The 17072-nt window shown below is 54.9% G+C and carries 18 protein-coding genes; 8 read left to right on the top strand and 10 right to left on the bottom strand.

Going from position 1 to position 17072, the window contains the following annotated elements:
* Positions 1–74: 74 nt before the first annotated feature.
* From rpsI to zapE, 3 genes are all read right to left on the bottom strand, one after another.
* Positions 75–467 (bottom strand): 30S ribosomal protein S9, encoded by a 393-nt coding sequence (gene rpsI, locus A6013_RS04635; RefSeq protein ID WP_003860436.1) that lies wholly within the window; start codon positions 465–467, stop codon positions 75–77.
* A 15-nt stretch (positions 468–482) separates the two neighbouring features.
* Complete coding sequence (gene rplM / locus A6013_RS04630; protein ID WP_006178824.1) at positions 483–911, bottom strand: 50S ribosomal protein L13; 429 nt, start codon at positions 909–911, stop codon at positions 483–485.
* 292 nt (positions 912–1203) lie between these two features.
* Complete coding sequence (zapE, locus tag A6013_RS04625) at positions 1204–2328, bottom strand: cell division protein ZapE (protein WP_069732647.1); 1125 nt, start codon at positions 2326–2328, stop codon at positions 1204–1206.
* A gap of 189 nt (positions 2329–2517) precedes the next feature.
* Between zapE and zapG the strand changes: the two genes are divergently transcribed.
* The 3 genes from zapG (at position 2518) to degS (ending at position 5614) form a co-directional block, all read left to right on the top strand.
* The gene (gene zapG, locus A6013_RS04620; RefSeq protein WP_010436126.1) at positions 2518–2916 is read left to right on the top strand and encodes a Z-ring associated protein ZapG; all 399 of its coding nucleotides are present in this window, start codon (positions 2518–2520) and stop codon (positions 2914–2916) included.
* Positions 2917–3086: 170 nt separating this feature from the next.
* The gene (degQ, locus tag A6013_RS04615) at positions 3087–4454 is read left to right on the top strand and encodes a serine endoprotease DegQ (RefSeq protein ID WP_069732646.1); all 1368 of its coding nucleotides are present in this window, start codon (positions 3087–3089) and stop codon (positions 4452–4454) included.
* Between the two features lie 92 nt (positions 4455–4546).
* Complete coding sequence (gene degS / locus A6013_RS04610) at positions 4547–5614, top strand: outer membrane-stress sensor serine endopeptidase DegS (RefSeq protein ID WP_028014593.1); 1068 nt, start codon at positions 4547–4549, stop codon at positions 5612–5614.
* An 88-nt stretch (positions 5615–5702) separates the two neighbouring features.
* On the opposite strand, the gene mdh is transcribed toward degS, so the two are convergent.
* On the bottom strand, positions 5703–6641 hold the full coding sequence (gene mdh, locus A6013_RS04605) for a malate dehydrogenase (RefSeq protein WP_028014594.1): 939 nt from the start codon (positions 6639–6641) through the stop codon (positions 5703–5705).
* 397 nt (positions 6642–7038) lie between these two features.
* Between mdh and argR the strand changes: the two genes are divergently transcribed.
* The 3 genes from argR (at position 7039) to yhcN (A6013_RS04590) (ending at position 8524) form a co-directional block, all read left to right on the top strand.
* Positions 7039–7509, top strand: coding sequence for a transcriptional regulator ArgR (gene argR, locus A6013_RS04600; RefSeq protein ID WP_008502836.1), 471 nt, complete (start codon positions 7039–7041; stop codon positions 7507–7509).
* 375 nt (positions 7510–7884) lie between these two features.
* Complete coding sequence (gene yhcN, locus A6013_RS04595; protein ID WP_014885423.1) at positions 7885–8148, top strand: peroxide/acid stress response protein YhcN; 264 nt, start codon at positions 7885–7887, stop codon at positions 8146–8148.
* Positions 8149–8257: 109 nt separating this feature from the next.
* A complete protein-coding gene (yhcN, locus tag A6013_RS04590) occupies positions 8258–8524 on the top strand; it encodes a peroxide/acid stress response protein YhcN (protein ID WP_069732645.1) in 267 nt (88 codons plus the stop codon).
* A 61-nt stretch (positions 8525–8585) separates the two neighbouring features.
* Here the strand turns inward: yhcN (A6013_RS04590) and A6013_RS04585 are convergent, their stop codons facing one another.
* From A6013_RS04585 to aaeX, 5 genes are all read right to left on the bottom strand, one after another.
* Complete coding sequence (locus A6013_RS04585; protein WP_028014596.1) at positions 8586–8858, bottom strand: barstar family protein; 273 nt, start codon at positions 8856–8858, stop codon at positions 8586–8588.
* 45 nt (positions 8859–8903) lie between these two features.
* Positions 8904–10358 (bottom strand): NAD-dependent succinate-semialdehyde dehydrogenase, encoded by a 1455-nt coding sequence (locus A6013_RS04580; RefSeq protein WP_028014597.1) that lies wholly within the window; start codon positions 10356–10358, stop codon positions 8904–8906.
* Positions 10359–10446: 88 nt separating this feature from the next.
* A complete protein-coding gene (gene aaeB, locus A6013_RS04575; protein WP_047364742.1) occupies positions 10447–12414 on the bottom strand; it encodes a p-hydroxybenzoic acid efflux pump subunit AaeB in 1968 nt (655 codons plus the stop codon).
* Between the two features lie 5 nt (positions 12415–12419).
* Positions 12420–13352: a p-hydroxybenzoic acid efflux pump subunit AaeA gene (gene aaeA / locus A6013_RS04570; protein ID WP_028014599.1), complete on the bottom strand. Its 933-nt coding sequence runs from the start codon at positions 13350–13352 to the stop codon at positions 12420–12422.
* Positions 13353–13359: 7 nt separating this feature from the next.
* On the bottom strand, positions 13360–13563 hold the full coding sequence (aaeX, locus tag A6013_RS04565; protein WP_003860416.1) for a p-hydroxybenzoic acid efflux pump operon protein AaeX: 204 nt from the start codon (positions 13561–13563) through the stop codon (positions 13360–13362).
* Positions 13564–13742: 179 nt separating this feature from the next.
* Between aaeX and aaeR the strand changes: the two genes are divergently transcribed.
* Both aaeR and A6013_RS04555 read left to right on the top strand, forming a co-directional pair.
* On the top strand, positions 13743–14669 hold the full coding sequence (gene aaeR, locus A6013_RS04560) for an HTH-type transcriptional activator AaeR (protein ID WP_028014600.1): 927 nt from the start codon (positions 13743–13745) through the stop codon (positions 14667–14669).
* 217 nt (positions 14670–14886) lie between these two features.
* A complete protein-coding gene (locus A6013_RS04555) occupies positions 14887–15501 on the top strand; it encodes a YagU family protein (RefSeq protein ID WP_032644925.1) in 615 nt (204 codons plus the stop codon).
* A gap of 46 nt (positions 15502–15547) precedes the next feature.
* Here A6013_RS04555 and tldD read toward each other — a convergent pair whose 3' ends face one another.
* A complete protein-coding gene (gene tldD / locus A6013_RS04550; protein ID WP_028014602.1) occupies positions 15548–16993 on the bottom strand; it encodes a metalloprotease TldD in 1446 nt (481 codons plus the stop codon).
* Positions 16994–17072: the final 79 nt, after the last annotated feature.

The following is a 17072-nucleotide window of genomic DNA, read 5'->3' as shown; positions in this document are numbered from 1 at the left end:
TAACCTGCGCATTATCCATAAAAAAACCCGCCGAAGCGGGTTTTTCGCCAATCGTTCTGCGTAAGCAGAATGGATTAACGTTTGGAGAACTGTGGACGACGACGTGCTTTACGCAGACCCACTTTCTTACGTTCAACCTGACGCGCGTCACGAGTAACGAAGCCAGCTTTACGCAGTTCAGAACGCAGGGATTCGTCGTACTCCATCAGAGCGCGGGTGATACCGTGACGGATCGCACCTGCCTGACCGGAGATACCACCACCTTTAACGGTGATGTACAGATCCAGTTTTTCTACCATATCAACCAGTTCCAGCGGCTGGCGAACTACCATGCGGGCAGTTTCGCGACCGAAGTATTGTTCCAGAGAACGCTGGTTGATTACGATTTTACCACTGCCCGGTTTGATGAAAACGCGAGCTGCGGAACTTTTGCGGCGACCAGTGCCGTAGTATTGATTTTCAGCCATTGCCTATAATCCCGATTAGATGTCAAGAACTTGCGGTTGCTGTGCCGCGTGGTTGTGCTCGTTGCCTGCGTAAACTTTCAGTTTACGGAACATAGCACGACCCAGCGGGCCTTTTGGCAGCATGCCTTTAACCGCGATTTCAATCACACGCTCAGGACGGCGGGCAATCATCTCTTCAAAGGTCGCTTCTTTGATACCACCGATGTGGCCGGTGTGGTGGTAGTACACTTTGTCAGTACGCTTGTTGCCGGTAACAGCAACTTTGTCAGCGTTCAGAACGATGATGTAATCACCGGTATCAACGTGCGGAGTGTATTCCGCTTTATGCTTACCGCGCAGGCGACGAGCCAGTTCAGTAGCCAGACGGCCCAGAGTTTTACCGGTCGCGTCAACAACATACCAGTCGCGCTGTACGGTTTCTGGTTTAGCTGTAAAAGTTTTCATTAAAAGCTTACCCAAATAATAAGTTACACGTTGGTGAACACCCAAACGTTTAGTCAGTTGAGGTTCACACGACAAAGTCCGGCAAACCTACCCCTTCGAATAGCACATGCCGACACATAGAAAGTTTCGGGAAAAAAACCTTCTCGTAACGTGGGGTCGCAAGATTATAGAGAAGTTGAGGTCAAAGATCGACCCTTAAATGTGATTTGGAATGGGTTTTTCGGGGGGCGCGTTTGTGCGGTCTGGTGCCCTCACTCCCAGCCCCTCTCCCTGTGGGAGAGGGGAGCATTGATTAGGGCATATGCTCACGCTTGAGATACTCTTCGCTCTGCATCTCTTGCAGGCGCGAGAGGCAGCGCTGGAACTCAAACTTCAGCCGCTCGCCCTGGTAGATCTCATATAAAGGCACCTCGGCGCTGACGACAAGCTTGACGTGGCGCTCGTAAAACTCGTCCACCAGCGCAATGAAGCGCCGCGCTTCGCTCTCCATCAGCCGCGTCATCACCGGCACATCCAGCATCATCACGGTGTGGAACAGGCGCGAAAGCGCAATATAGTCATGCTGGCTGCGGGCATCCACGCAGAGCGTCGCAAAAGAGACCGCCAGCGTCTGGTTTTCTACGCCAAGGGTAGGTAACGGGCGATGGTTAATCTCCAGCGTCGGTGCGTTTTCGCGTTTTGCGCCCGCCAGCGCCAGCCAGAGTTTATCCATCTCGCGAGCGGTATCGGCGTTTAACGGCGAAAGCCACAGGTGCGCCTGCGTTAACGTGCGCAGACGATAATCGACACCGGCATCGACATTCATGATGTCGCAATGCTGTTTGATAGCATCAATGGCCGGCAGGAAACGCGCCCGCTGCAGGCCGTTGCGATAGAGTTCATCCGGCGGGATATTCGACGTGGCAACGAGCGTGATCCCGCGGGCAAACAGCGCTTTCATCAGCCCGCCTAACAGCATGGCGTCGGTAATGTCAGAAACAAAAAACTCATCGAAGCAGAGCACGTCCGTTTCCGCCTTGAACCTGTCAGCCACAATCTCCAGCGGATCGCTTTTGCCCTGCAGCGCTGTCAGCTCTTCATGCACCCGCAGCATAAAGCGATGGAAGTGGAGGCGCTGTTTACGCTCCCCCGGCAGGCTGAGATAAAACAGATCCATCAGCCAGGTTTTTCCGCGACCGACGCCGCCCCACATATATAAACCGCGCACCGGAGCCTGAGCCTGCGGCGCTTTTTTGCCGAGCAGTCGGCCAAACGCCGCTTTGAGCCCACCACTCTGTTCTACTTCAGCAGGTTTTGCCGTGAGCGCCTGATAAATCATCTCCAGACGGTTTACCGCCTCACATTGAACGTCATCAGGCTGATGAGTACCCTCATTCAGGGCCAGTTGATATCGCGATGCAGGGGACAGGATTTGCATAATCTTATTGTTATTCCTTCAATTAATGCTCATCAGCAGGCGTGACTGATGAAAAAAAGGCCGTTCTACACTACGCGATGATACGTCAGGATTCCACTTCTGCGGAAATAGCGGTTATAGTGGCATTATCAGGCACAGGCAGGAGCCGAGCCAACACCCTACGGAACAACAAGACAACGGGAGAAGTTCATGACCTGGGAATATGCGCTAATCGGTTTAGTCGTCGGCATCGTGATCGGTGCTGTGGCCATGCGTTTCGGTAACCGCAAATTGCGTCAGCAGCAGTCACTGCAGTACGAACTGGAAAAGAATAAAGCAGAGCTGGAAGAGTATCGCGAAGAGCTGGTCAGCCACTTTGCCCGTAGCGCCGAGCTGCTGGACAACATGGCGACCGACTACCGTCAGCTGTATCAGCATATGGCGAAAAGCTCCAGCAGCCTGCTGCCGGAAATGACCGCGGAGACTAACCCGTTCCGCAACCGTCTGGCCGACTCAGAAGCGGGTAACGATCAGGCTCCGGTTCAGATGCCACGCGACTACTCTGACGGAGCGTCCGGCCTGCTGCGCGGTGGCGCAAAACGCGATTAATCGCACAACATAAATATATTTTACGGGCGCATCTCTTGCGCCCGTCCTTTCTTCCCGTCCCCAGCTATTATTTAGTCAAACACCTCATTGTTCAGCGGTATAAAATTCAATAACATCATCATGATTTTGGGCCGTTCTTCTTTCATTCCAGGATACGAGAGTCAGCATCAATGAAGAAAAAAAACCAGCTGTTGAGCGCTATAGCGTTAAGTGTCGGGTTATCTCTCTCGGCGTCCTTCCCTGCCGGTGCGGCGCTGCCTTCGCAGGTGCCGGGACAGGCAGCCACTCCCAGCCTCGCGCCAATGCTGGAAAAAGTGTTGCCCGCGGTCGTGAGCGTTCAGGTAGAAGGCACGGCGGTTCAAAGCCAGCGCGTACCGGAAGAACTGAAAAAATATTTTGGCGATGAGTCCCCCAACCAGCAGGCTCAGCCTTTTGAAGGCCTGGGCTCCGGTGTCATCATTGATGCGGCTAAAGGCTATATCCTGACCAACAATCATGTCATCAGCCAGGCCGATAAAATCAGCGTCCAGCTGAACGATGGTCGTGAATTTGATGCCAAACTGATTGGCGGCGATGATCAGAGCGACATCGCGCTATTGCAGATGCAGAACCCGAGCAACCTGACCCAGATTGCCATTGCGGATTCCGACAAGCTGCGCGTCGGTGATTTTGCCGTCGCCGTGGGCAACCCCTTTGGTTTAGGTCAAACCGCCACCTCCGGCATAATCTCTGCGCTGGGACGCAGTGGCCTGAATCTGGAAGGTTTGGAAAACTTCATCCAGACCGATGCCTCAATCAACCGGGGCAACTCCGGCGGGGCATTACTCAACCTTAACGGCGAGCTGATTGGCATTAACACGGCAATTCTGGCTCCGGGCGGCGGCAGCATTGGGATTGGCTTTGCGATCCCGAGCAATATGGCTAAAACGCTGGCGCAGCAGCTAATCCAGTTCGGCGAAGTCAAACGTGGACTGCTGGGTATTAAAGGCATGGAGATGAGCGCGGATATCGCGAAAGCGTTCAATATCAACGTGCAGCGCGGTGCGTTTGTCAGTGAAGTGCTGCCAAACTCCGGCTCGGCAAAAGCAGGCATCAAATCGGGCGATGTGATCGTCAGCCTTAACGACAAGCCGCTGAGCAGCTTTGCTGAACTGCGTTCGCGTATTGCCACTACCGAACCGGGGGCCAAAGTGAAGCTGGGCCTGATCCGTGACGGTAAGCCGCTGAATGTCGAAGTGACGCTGGATAAAAGCACCTCGTCCTCTGCCAGCGCGGAGCTTATCGCCCCGGCGCTGCAGGGAGCAACTTTAAGCGATGGGCAGTTGAAAGACGGTACGAAAGGCATTCGCCTGGACACCGTCGAGAAGAGCAGCCCTGCCGCGCAGGCCGGATTGCATCAGGAAGATGTCATCATTGGCGTGAACCGCAATCGCGTGCAGTCCATTGCCGAACTGCGCAAGGTGCTGGAGAGCAAACCGGCGGTCATTGCCCTGCAGGTCATGCGTGGTAATGAGTCTATCTACATTCTGTTGCGCTAAGCATTTGCGATCCCGGACATCACCGCTGCGTGTGATGTCCGGATAACTCATGTTATGCTGCAAATCGTTCCTTTTTTCACGACACGCGCATCATGCTTTTAAAGCTCTTACGTTCCATTGTCATCGGTTTGATTGTCGCTGGCCTGCTGCTGCTGGCGATGCCGTCTTTGCGTCAGTTTAATAAGCTGTCTGCCCCCCAGTTCGACAGCACGGATGAAACGCCGGCGACCTATAACCAGGCCGTTCGCCGTGCCGCCCCTGCCGTGGTTAACGTTTATAACCGCGGCCTCAACAGCTCAGCACATAACCAGCTTGAGATCCGCACCCTTGGCTCCGGGGTGATTATGGACGAGCGCGGCTACATTATTACGAACAAACACGTGATCAACGATGCCGACCAGATCATCGTCGCCCTGCAGGATGGCCGCGTGTTTGAGGCGTTGCTTGTGGGTTCAGACAGCCTGACCGATCTGGCCGTGCTGAAGATTAACGCCACGGGCGGATTGCCGGTCATTCCGATCAACCGTAAACGTACGCCGCACATCGGCGATGTGGTGCTGGCGATCGGTAACCCGTACAACCTGGGCCAGACCATCACGCAGGGAATTATCAGCGCGACCGGTCGAATCGGCCTCAACCCGTCAGGACGGCAGAACTTCCTGCAGACGGATGCGTCAATCAACCACGGCAACTCCGGCGGCGCGCTGGTCAACTCGCTGGGCGAACTGATGGGCATCAACACCCTCTCGTTCGATAAAAGTAACGACGGCGAGACGCCGGAAGGGATCGGCTTTGCTATTCCGTTCCAGCTGGCGACCAAGATTATGGATAAGCTGATCCGCGACGGACGCGTGATCCGCGGCTATATCGGTATCGGCGGGCGCGAAATTGCGCCAATGCATACTCAGGGCGGCGGTATCGATCAGATTCAGGGCATCGTCGTCAACGAGGTGGCACCGGGTGGCCCGGCGGCTAACGCGGGGATTCAGGTTAATGATGTCATCGTGTCGGTCAACGGCACGCCGGCAGTCTCGGCCCTGGAGACGATGGACCAGGTGGCCGAAATTCGCCCTGGCTCGATCATCCCTGTCGAAATCATGCGCAACGATAAGAAAATGACGTTGCACGTGACGATTCAGGAATACCCGGCAACAAATTAGCCCCATAAAAAAACCGAAGCACTTACTGGCTTCGGTTTTTTTGCCGGGTGGCGCTAACGCTTACCCGGCCTACGGGAGACACTTCGTTTTACTTGTTAACGAACTCTTCACCCAGAGTGATATCTTTCTTCAGCGTGTCCAGCATGCCTTCCATCGCGTTTTGCTCAAACGCGCTCAGCGTACCGATAGGCTTACGCTCTTCAATACCGTTTTTGCCCAGCAGCAGCGGCTGAGAGAAGAAGCGGGCATGTTCGCCGTCGCCTTCAACGTAAGCACATTCAACAACGCCTTTCTCGCCCTGCAGGGCGCGAACCAGTGACAGACCGAAACGTGCAGCCGCCTGGCCCATAGACAGGGTTGCAGAACCGCCACCCGCCTTCGCTTCCACCACTTCGGTGCCCGCGTTCTGGATTCGTTTGGTCAGGTCAGCCACTTCCTGCTCGGTGAAGCTCACGCCCGGGATCTGCGACAGCAGAGGCAGAATAGTCACGCCAGAGTGGCCGCCGATAACCGGCACTTCCACTTCTGTTGGCTGTTTGCCTTTCAGTTCAGCAACGAAGGTGTTGGAACGGATGATATCCAGCGTGGTCACGCCGAACAGTTTGTTTTTGTCGTACACCCCCGCTTTCTTCAGCACTTCGGCTGCGATAGCAACGGTGGTGTTCACCGGGTTAGTGATGATACCGATGCATGCTTTCGGGCACACTTCAGCGATCTGCTGCACCAGGTTTTTCACGATGCCCGCGTTGACGTTGAACAGGTCTGAACGATCCATGCCTGGCTTACGCGCCACGCCTGCAGAAATCAGGACCACGTCAGCACCCTGCAGCGCAGGACGCGCATCTTCACCGGAGAAGCCTTTGATTTTTACAGCGGTCGGGATGTGGCTCAGGTCAACCGCCACGCCTGGGGTTACCGGAGCAATATCGTACAGGGAGAGTTCTGAGCCTGAAGGCAGTTGGGTTTTCAGTAGTAGGGCAAGCGCCTGGCCGATACCACCAGCAGCGCCGAGGACTGCGACTTTCATCCTAAACTCCTTATTATGGTTAACTTAAGTATCTGTAAATCCGTTGCCGCGACCTTAAATCAGCATGTCTTTAATTACAATTTTCGAAGCTAAAGAATTTGAGGTCACACGACTTTATCTCTCACCAGAAAGCTATCTGACGACAGATGGCAACGAATTAAGAGGTGGTTACAATACACCCTGCCACGCCACCAAAACAACATCATTTTGATAACATTTAATTTACTTTTAAGCTTATTTGCGCGGCGTGACCCAGGCATGTTTTCTGATAACGAAATCTGATAAAATCACTCCCTTTCATAACATTATTTCAGCCTGCCGTTGAGCAGATAATTTGCATAAAAATTCATCCACATGCATAATAATGTTGTTTCTTTCGTCATATTCCGGGTGACTTATGCGAAGCTCGTCTAAGCAAGAAGAATTGGTAAAAGCGTTTAAGGCGCTACTTAAAGAAGAGAAATTCAGTTCTCAGGGAGAAATTGTTCAGGCGCTGCAGGAACAAGGCTTCGATAACATCAACCAGTCGAAAGTCTCCCGCATGTTAACCAAGTTTGGCGCGGTGCGTACCCGCAACGCCAAGATGGAGATGGTCTATTGCCTGCCGGCTGAACTTGGCGTGCCGACCACCTCCAGCCCGCTCAAGAATTTGGTTCTGGATATCGACTATAACGACGCCGTTGTGGTCATCCACACAAGCCCGGGTGCCGCGCAGCTGATTGCCCGCATGCTGGACTCGTTAGGTAAAACAGAGGGTATTCTCGGCACCATTGCCGGTGATGACACCATCTTTACCACCCCGGCTAGCGGTTTCTCCGTGAAGGATCTCCACGAAGCGATTCTGGTTCTGTTCGAACAGGAACTGTAATGCGCCATCCCCCGTAGCGCCACTGCGGGGATCATTCTGCTCTCGCATCATTTCCCCCTTTATTTCACTGCCCTTGCTTTGACAATTAGTGCTTTTTACCACTCATTAACATTCACCCAGTGAATAGCAATCCCGCAAATCGCACAAAAAATCAAAAAGCATTATCCCTATGATTTTCTTATTAATACCAACACAAATTGCTCATAAAACACCCAGCATTATGCAATTAGGTTATAAAAAAAAGCGTGTTTAACACGTGATAACAAGGGAAACCATTAGCCTGGTATTAATTTTTTACGTTATTAGTGTATACTTGATTTTGTGATGAGGGTCACGAAACAAGACCCCACTAAAAAATTCGACGAGGTAAGAATCATGAAAATCAAAACTACTGTAGCGGCGCTGAGCGTCCTGTCTGTCCTGTCCTTCGGTGCTTTCGCGGCTGACGCTATTAATGCTGACCAGGCGCAATCCCGTGAGGCAATCGGTACGGTTTCTGTCGGCGCTGTTGGCACGTCTCCAATGGACATGCATGAGATGCTGAACAAAAAAGCGGAAGAAAAAGGTGCGTCATCCTATCGCATTATCGAAGCGCGTTCCGGTGACCACTGGCACGCCACCGCCGAGCTGTACAAATAAGTTTTATTAATCACTGAAGACATAACTCTCCACTCAACGGCACCAGGCATAAAAATAGCAGTTCAACCCTTCTCGCCGTTGAGCAAAAACCTGTTCAGGAGTAAAGACTATGAAAACCAAATTGATCATCGCAACCCTGGGTCTGGCATCCGCTCTCTCTTTCGGCGCAAGCGCAGCCGTACAGCAAGTGAATGCCGATCAGGCACAAAATCTGCAGCCAATGGGCAGCGTCTCCGTGACGTCAGTCACCGGCTCCCCGATGGACATTCGTCAGGAGCTTGCCGCCAAAGTTGAAAAAGCAGGCGCCAGCAGCTATCGCGTCACCGAACTGAATCAGGGTGACCACTGGCACGCCACGGCTGAACTGTATAAATAAACCCTCGTCGTATCTCATCATACGACTTGCCCCTGGCCTCGTGGTCAGGGGCTTTTTTCATTTAATGCCGCGCGTTAAAGCGAAGCTGTCCTTCAAGCTCTTCCTCCGCTTCATCGAAGAGTAATATCAGCGCGCCGAAACGTCTGCGCAGCTTATCGGGCAGATGGATAAACTCAATCTCCAGCGGTAGCGGCAGCATGCTGCCGGTGACCACGTCCCACAGCGTATCCAGATTGGTCACGCTTTCCCGTTCAAGATCAAACGCCCGGATAAATTCCCGATAAAAGTCTTCCTGACTGTCGATTTCGTCAAAATCAAAAGTATAGGTTTTCATTGCCAGCCACCCAGTCCAGGCGGGCGGCAGATGCCGCCCAGTCTATTATAATCCCCCGATATGCAGGGTTTTAACTTCCAGATACTCTTCAAGCCCCAGCACGGATCCCTCACGTCCAAGACCGGACTCTTTTACGCCGCCGAAAGGCCCCAGCTCGGTGGAAACGGCGCACTCGTTAATGCCAATCATCCCGCTCTCGATGGCCTGTGAAACGCGGAAAACCCGGGAAAGGTTCTGGGTGTAGAAGTAAGCTGCCAGCCCGTAAGGCGTGTTATTCGCACGCTGGATAACTTCATCTTCCGAGGTGAAGCGAAAACACGCCGCAACCGGACCAAACGTCTCTTCTTCTGCCAGCTTCATGCCTTCGTGACAGTCGCCCAGCACGGTTGGCATCCAGAAATTACCGCCCAGCGGATGGGGTTTGCCGCCCGCCAGCACGGTCGCCCCTCGTGTGACAGCATCTTCAACATGCTCACGGACCTTGTCGACCGCTGCGGATTCAATCAGCGGTCCGACGACGACGCCGTCCTCAAGGCCATTCCCCACCTTAAGGGCATTAACCGCATCTGCGAGCTTATTCACAAACTTGTCGTAGACGGTTTCCTGAATGTAGAAGCGGTTCACGCTGACGCAGACCTGCCCGGCATTGCGGAATTTATTGGCAATTGCGCCTTTTACCGCAGCCTCGATGTCGGCATCCTCAAAGACGATATACGGAGCATTTCCCCCCAGCTCCATCGAGACTTTTTTCATGGTTTCTGCGGCGTTGCGCACCAGCGTTTTGCCGACGGAGGTCGAACCGGTAAAGGAGATTTTACGCACATCGTGGCTGGCCATGATCGCATCGCTGATTTCATGGGTATTTCCGGCCACCGCGTTGAGCACACCGTCGGGCACGCCCGCCTGTTTTGCCAGCGTCAGCAGCGCAAAGGCGCTGAGCGGCGTGTTATTGGCCGGTTTGATGACACCGGTACACCCGGCTGCCAGCGCCGGGCCTAGCTTGCGGGTGAGCATCGCCATCGGGAAGTTCCACGGCGTGATGGCCGCGACCACGCCGATGGGCTCACGGGTCGCCAGAATGCGCGAGCCGGGCTTGATTGGCGGAATAATCTCACCGTTCGCGCGCTTGGCCTCTTCGGCAAACCACTGGATAAAGCTGGCGGCATACTCCACTTCCCCTTCCGCCTCTTTCAGGGGCTTGCCCTGCTCGGTGGTCATTAACCGCCCGAGCCAGCTTTTATTTTCAATAATCAGTTCGTACCAGCGGTACAGAATCGCCGAACGCTCTTTCGCGGTTTTGGCACGCCATGCCGGGAAGGCTTTGGTGGCCGCTGCGATCGCTTCTTCGGTTTGCGCTTTACCCGCTTTCGCAACTTTAGCGATGACCTCACCGGTCGCGGGGTTCAGCACATCAAACGTTGTGTCCAGCGTTTTCCAGATGCCGTCGACCAGATAGCCGGTCTGAAAAAGGGTGTTGTCCTGAAGCGCCTGAGTCGTCATGTGTCCTCCCTTCCTGATGTAAGTACGTGCTGGAATAAGTATAGCCACAAAAAAACCGGCGCTTTTGGCGTCGGTTTTTTTACTTCAGTCAGTTATCCGTGAGGGCATTCTGGTAGCGATGCAGCATAAACACCAGCCGCCCTACCGGCTCGGTCACCTGTGGAGGCGCTTGCCAGTGCTTGAGCTTTTCCTGATAAATATCCAGTTCTTCAAGCAGTTGGGTAAAGTAACGACGGCGTTTGTCGTCACTGCTGGCGGAAAGCACATGGTCGGCGGTACGACGCAGCTGACGGTGGAAGGCCGAGAGATCGTCGTTGATCGGCACCGGCGCGTTGCGCAGACGCTGGTGCGCGATGATCATGGTTAACGCCAGGCGGAACTTCGCTATGTCGCCCGGGAACTTGTTCAGCAGTAAAAACAGCTGCTGGTAGAGCGCGGGCAGGTGGTTCTCTTTACGACGCGCGGTATTGGTAGTCATCGACGACACGGCAGCCGATACAAACTGGTTCAGCAATACGCGCCCCGTCCGCGCCTGCGAGTTATCCCGGACCAATAGAATCACCATCATCGCCAGGAAGCAGCCCACCAGCTGACCCAGCGCGCTGTCGAGGAACTGGCTGAAGTGGAAGGTCATCGGGTTATCCAGCACGATGATGTTAATCGTACTCGCCAGCGCCCCCAGCGATCCCAGGCGGCGCTTTTGCACTTCAATGCCGATAAAGAACGCCATCACCGCCAGGCTAATACAGAGCAGCAGCATGCTCTGCTGCGTCGACGGGATGATGACCAGGAAATAGAGCGCGCCTATCGGCAGAGCGGCGATGGTGCCGTAGAGGAAATCAATGGCGACCATGCGCGGGTTAGGCAGACGCATCGCCAGTGCGGTCACGACGGCAATCATCACCATCGCCCCGCTGCCGGACGTCCAGCCCGTCCACAGCCAGAACAGCGTGCCGAGCATACAGGCAAGCGTGGTACGCCAGAAGTTGACCATCGCGTGATGCCGCTCGGCAGACTCCGCCTTGATCACCACTTCGCCCTGGAGCACCTCTTCTTCCGCCGCGCTGATTTTGGTGTTACCGATCACGCCGCGCTTAAGCAGCAGATAGCGCGTTGCGGCCCCAACCCAGGTGTAGATCGTCACCGGCGTCTCGCGCTCCCCGGTCCAGGCAATCACCCGGCGCATGCGCTTAAGCTGCTTATGCACGTCCTGTACGGTCTCTACCGGCTCGGCAAACAGCTCACGGAACGTGTCGGTGACTGCTTCCGGGCGGGTGTTCTGGATGAGATAGGTTTCGCACGCCTGGGTAATCAGCGTTAAGGAGACGGTATTCAGGGCTTTAAGGCGACGATTCGCCCGCGCCCAGCGAGACGACTCCATATTGAGGTTGCTGCGCATCCCTTCCAGCGCCTGCGTACGACGAACCAGCCCGCTCCAGGCTTTATCCACCTCTTCGCTGTCGCCGTGTTTAATGCACAGCTGCATCAGCTGGTACTGGGCAACGATCAGCGCGTCCAGCTCGCGATCCACCTCTTGCTTGATCGAGCGCGGGGAGAAAAGCAGGTCAGCCACGATCGCGCAGACAATACCAATCACAATCTCGCTGCAGCGCTCCACGGCAAACTGCGGCGCGAGCAGCGGTTCGCTTTGGATGGTGATGACAATGATCAGCGCGGTATAGCCCGCCAGCCCCCAGGCGTAGGAGTTCTCGACTTTTACCAGAGACGAGACCCAGGTGCAGAAACCCGCCCAGATGCAGCAGACCATTAGCATCAGCAGCGGCGTGCGGATCATCAGAATAATAATGGTCAGCGCCGCGAAACAGCCGATAAACGTCCCGATGATACGCAGCATCCCGCGATAGCGGATCGCACCAGAGTAGGGTTCTCCACCCGCGGCGAAGGCAGGGCCCGCCGCGACAATCGCGGCGGTCAGCACCGCCCAGCGAGGGGTTTCAAGCTGGAAGTGGAAGCCAACGAACAGCGCCAGCACGATGGCGCACGCCAGCTTCACGGCGAAGCGAATGTGCTGGCTGGCGATGGAAAAGATACCCATGGCGATTAACCAAACTCGCGCAGGCGATGGGCAATTTTACGGAAGAGGGAGTCCTGGCTGGCATCCCGATCTTTTTCTCCGGTGATCACCACCGTCGCCGTGGTACCCGCTGGCCACAGGTTGCCCTGCTGCTCATCCAGATGAATACGTACCGGCACGCGTTGCGCCAGACGCACCCACTCCAGGTTAGAATCTACCGTCGCCATCCCTTTGGCATCGTTAGAGCTGCTGGAGTTGGTTACCCCTGCGGCGACGCTATCGACGGTACCTTTAAAGACGCGGTTGCTGCCAAGCGGCGTGACTTCTGCGCGATAACCCGGACGAACGCCCTCCAGCTTGGTCTCTTCCATATAGGCGAGCACGTAGAAGGAGTTCTGTTTAACCAGCGCCACGGCGGTTGAGCCACGGGTGATAAACTCCCCGGCATAGACGTTCAGGTTGGTCACCCAGCCATCGGCCGGCGCGCGGATCACGGTACGCTCCAGGTCGAGCTTCGCCAGATCGCGCGTTGCCTGCGCTTTCGCTAACTGGTGCAGCACGGTTTGCAGCACGTTGTTGGACTGGTCAATCTCTTCGCGGGACATGGCCTGAACGCCCAGCTGGTTACGACGGCCTGCCTCACGGCGTTTCTCTGCGGCCAGCGCCTGGTAATAGGCCACGTCTGCTTCTGCTTCCTCCAGCGCCTTCTGGTAACGAGGCTGGTCGATGGTGAACAGGACCTGATCTTTCTTCACCAGCTGGTTATCGTGAACGTTAACCGCCGTGATAAGGCCGGCCACGTCGGGGGCAATTGCCACCACATCGGCGCTAAAGCGCGCGTCACGCGTCCACGGTGATTCGGTGTAATAAACCCAGGCGCGAAAAATAGCGATGAACGCGAGGATAACCAGCGCCATGGTAATGGCGGTGCGGGAGATTTTTCTTGTTAGCGTTTTCACATCAACCTCAGACAAACATGCGCGATATCAGGTAAAACAGGCAGCAATACAGCGCGGTATTGAACAATGCAGGGTGCCAGACGAAATCGTAGATCCCGGTCGGGACCAGCACCTTACGCACCAGCCAGAAGATCGCCAGTGATAAAAGAAGCTCGAAAAATATCGGTGGGAACGACAGACCGAACACCACGATAACGGGAAACAGACTCATGTTGACCTTGATAAGAGAGAGTGCAGGCTTCAGAATTTTTTAGCGCACGCCATCGCAGGAGAGCTAGAAACGCAGGGCGAGAATGGCGCAGCCGTTATGTAATTAATAATATATTAACGTAACTGTTATGCTGTTATCTATCATATGTGATCTAAATCACTTTTAAGCCAGAGTGAACAATGGAACGTTTAAAACGCATGTCCGTCTTCGCCAAAGTGGTTGAACTCGGCTCATTTACCGCCGCTGCGCGCCAGCTTCAGATGAGCGTCTCATCCATCAGCCAGACGGTGTCCAAACTGGAAGATGAGCTTCAGGTTAAGCTGCTCAACCGCAGCACCCGCAGCATCGGGTTGACGGAAGCCGGTAAAATTTACTATCAGGGCTGTCGCCGCATGCTGCATGAAGTGCAGGATGTTCACGAGCAACTCTATGCCTTTAACAACACGCCCATCGGCACGCTGCGTATAGGGTGTTCTTCAACTATGGCACAAAATGTTCTCGCTGCCATGACGGCGGACATGCTGAAAGAGTACCCTGGGCTTACCGTCAATCTGGTGACGGGCATCCCTGCCCCAGACCTGATCGCCGATGGATTAGACGTGGTGATCCGCGTTGGCGCGTTGCAGGACTCCAGCCTGTTCTCACGTCGCCTCGGAAGCATGCCGATGGTGGTCTGTGCCTCGAAGAGCTATCTGGCGCAGTACGGTGTGCCCGAGAAACCTGCCGATCTCGCTAACCACTCCTGGCTGGAGTACAGCGTCCGCCCCGATAATGAATTTGAGCTGATTGCTCCGGAAGGGATCTCCACCAGGCTGCTGCCGGAAGGCCGGTTCGTCACCAACGATCCGATGACCATTTCGCGCTGGCTGGTGGCCGGCGCCGGGATCGCCTACGTGCCGCTGATGTGGGTGATCAATGAGATCAACAGCGGCGTGCTGGAGATCCTCTTCCCGCGCTATCAGTCCGATCCACGCCCGGTCTACGCCCTGTATACCGAGAAGGACAAGCTGCCCCTCAAAGTACAGGTGTGTATTAACTATCTGACCGACTATTTTGTCGACGTAGCAGAGCTGTTTCAGGGAATGCGCGGAAGAAGAAAGGAATAAGTAATTAATTTCTGAAATATCCGCGCCATTAATATTTCAGGATGAAGCTGGCCTTCATCCAGGGATATTCTTTAGCTTCTATCAAGAATAGCGAATTGACACTGCCGCCGCCTGCCCTTTACCTTATAAACAGTCTGGCATTCAGACTGTTATTATTTTGTTGCTGATTTGAATAATAAAATGTATTCCGCAGGATGACGTTAAACAAGGAAACGAAATGAATCTATTTGAACAAACACCGCCGTCACGCAGGCGCTACGGACTCGCCGCGTTCATTGGCTTAATTGCAGGAATTGTCTCCGCGTTTGTCAAATGGGGAGCCGAGGTACCACTCCCGCCACGCAGTCCCACCGATTTATTTACCGGCGCATGCGGCCCTGAGCAATTAATAAGAGCCGCAGGCCAGATAGATTGCTCCCGCAATTTTTTAAATCCACCCTATGTTTTTTTACGCGACTGGCTGGGCGTAGTTGATCCTAACGCAGCAGTTTATACCTTTGCCGGACATATATTTAACTGGGTCGGCGTAACGCATATTATTTTCTCAATCGTCTTCGCGGTTGGGTATTGTGTCGTTGCTGAAGTCTTCCCGAAAATTAAACTCTGGCAGGGTTTGCTGGCGGGTGCATTGGCACAGCTTTTTGTTCACATGCTCTCCTTCCCGCTGATGGGGCTGACGCCACCGCTGTTTGATCTGCCCTGGTATGAACACGTGTCAGAGATCGTGGGTCATCTGGTCTGGTTCTGGTCGATCGAAATCATTCGACGTGACTTGCGTAACCGCATTACTCACGAGCCGGATCCGGAGATCCCGCTGGGTAACTTACGTTAAAAAAATGGCGCTACATCTGTAGCGCCATTTTTTATGTTTGCTCAGGTCAGGCCGTGCCGCCCACCGTCAGATTATCCACTTTCAGCGTTGGCTGACCCACGCCAACCGGCAGGCTCTGGCCTTCTTTACCGCAAACACCCACGCCGTTATCCAGCTTCAGATCGTTACCGACCATGGAAATCTGCTGCATGGCTTCAATACCGGAGCCGATCAGCGTCGCGCCTTTCACCGCTTTGGTCACTTTGCCCTTCTCGATCAGATACGCTTCTGAGGTCGAGAAGACAAACTTACCGGAGGTGATATCCACCTGGCCGCCGCCAAAGTTTGGCGCAAAGATACCGTAATCCACGGATTCGATAATCTCCTGCGGCGTGGATTTGCCCGGCAGCATATAGGTGTTGGTCATGCGCGGCATCGGCAGGTGCGCGTAAGATTCACGGCGGCCGTTACCCGTTGGCGCTACGCCCATCAGGCGCGCGTTGAGTTTGTCCTGCATGTAGCCTTTCAGCACGCCGTTTTCGATCAGCACGTTGTACTGGCCTGGCGTACCTTCATCGTCGATAGAAATCGAGCCGCGGCGGTCAAGCATGGTGCCATCATCCACTACGGTGCAAAGCTCAGAGGAGACGAGCTGTCCGATCTGGCCGCTGAACACGGACGTCCCACGACGGTTAAAATCGCCTTCCAGACCGTGGCCCACCGCTTCGTGCAGCAGCACGCCCGGCCAGCCTGCGCCCAGCACCACCGGGAACGTCCCGGCCGGCGCCGCAACAGCATTAAGATTCACCAGCGCCATGCGCACGGCTTCTTTAGCCCACGCGTCAGCGCGCGCTTCGCCGTCAACATCACCCAGGAACCAGTCATAGCCGAAACGACCGCCGCCGCCGCTTGAGCCGCGCTCGCGTTTGCCGTTGTCATCGACCTGCACGCTGATGGAGAGACGCACCAGCGGACGCACATCGGCCGCCAGAGTACCGTCCGTTGCCGCCACCAGAATCAGTTCATACACACCGCTCAGGCTGGCGGAGACTTCCTGAACACGTTTGTCGGCCGCGCGGGCCACTTTGTCCACGCGGCGCAGGATGTCCAGCTTCTCTTCGCGGCTCATGCTCTGCAGCGGGTCGATGCTGGTATAAAGCGCGGAGTGCTGCACTTCACCCAGGGTTTTCACGCGACCGTCGCCGGCATCGCGCACAATGGTACGCGCGGCCTGAGCGCTCTGCTCAAGCGCGGCCAGGCTAATCTGGTCGGCATAGGCAAAACCGGTTTTTTCGCCGCTGATGGCGCGCACGCCGACGCCCTGGTCAATGTTATATGAGCCATCTTTGATGATGCTGTCTTCTAAAACCCAGGATTCGTGATAGCTCGACTGGAAATAGAGATCGCCGTAGTCGAGACGGCGTTCGGTCAGTTGACCAAGAATGGAGAACAGGTCCTGATGGCTCAGGCCGTTCGCTGCGAGCAAATGTTCACTTACCAGGTTCAGACTCATCGTATTGCTACTCGTTCGTTGCCGCCCGTGGCGGTATAAAGATCGTATTTATTGAGAGTGAGGCAATTACCAGCCCACG

This window comes from Enterobacter sp. IF2SW-B1 (assembly GCF_001743375.1).
In the GTDB taxonomy this organism is placed as follows: domain Bacteria; phylum Pseudomonadota; class Gammaproteobacteria; order Enterobacterales; family Enterobacteriaceae; genus Enterobacter; species Enterobacter bugandensis.
This window is presented reverse-complemented; position numbering and strand designations above follow the sequence as displayed.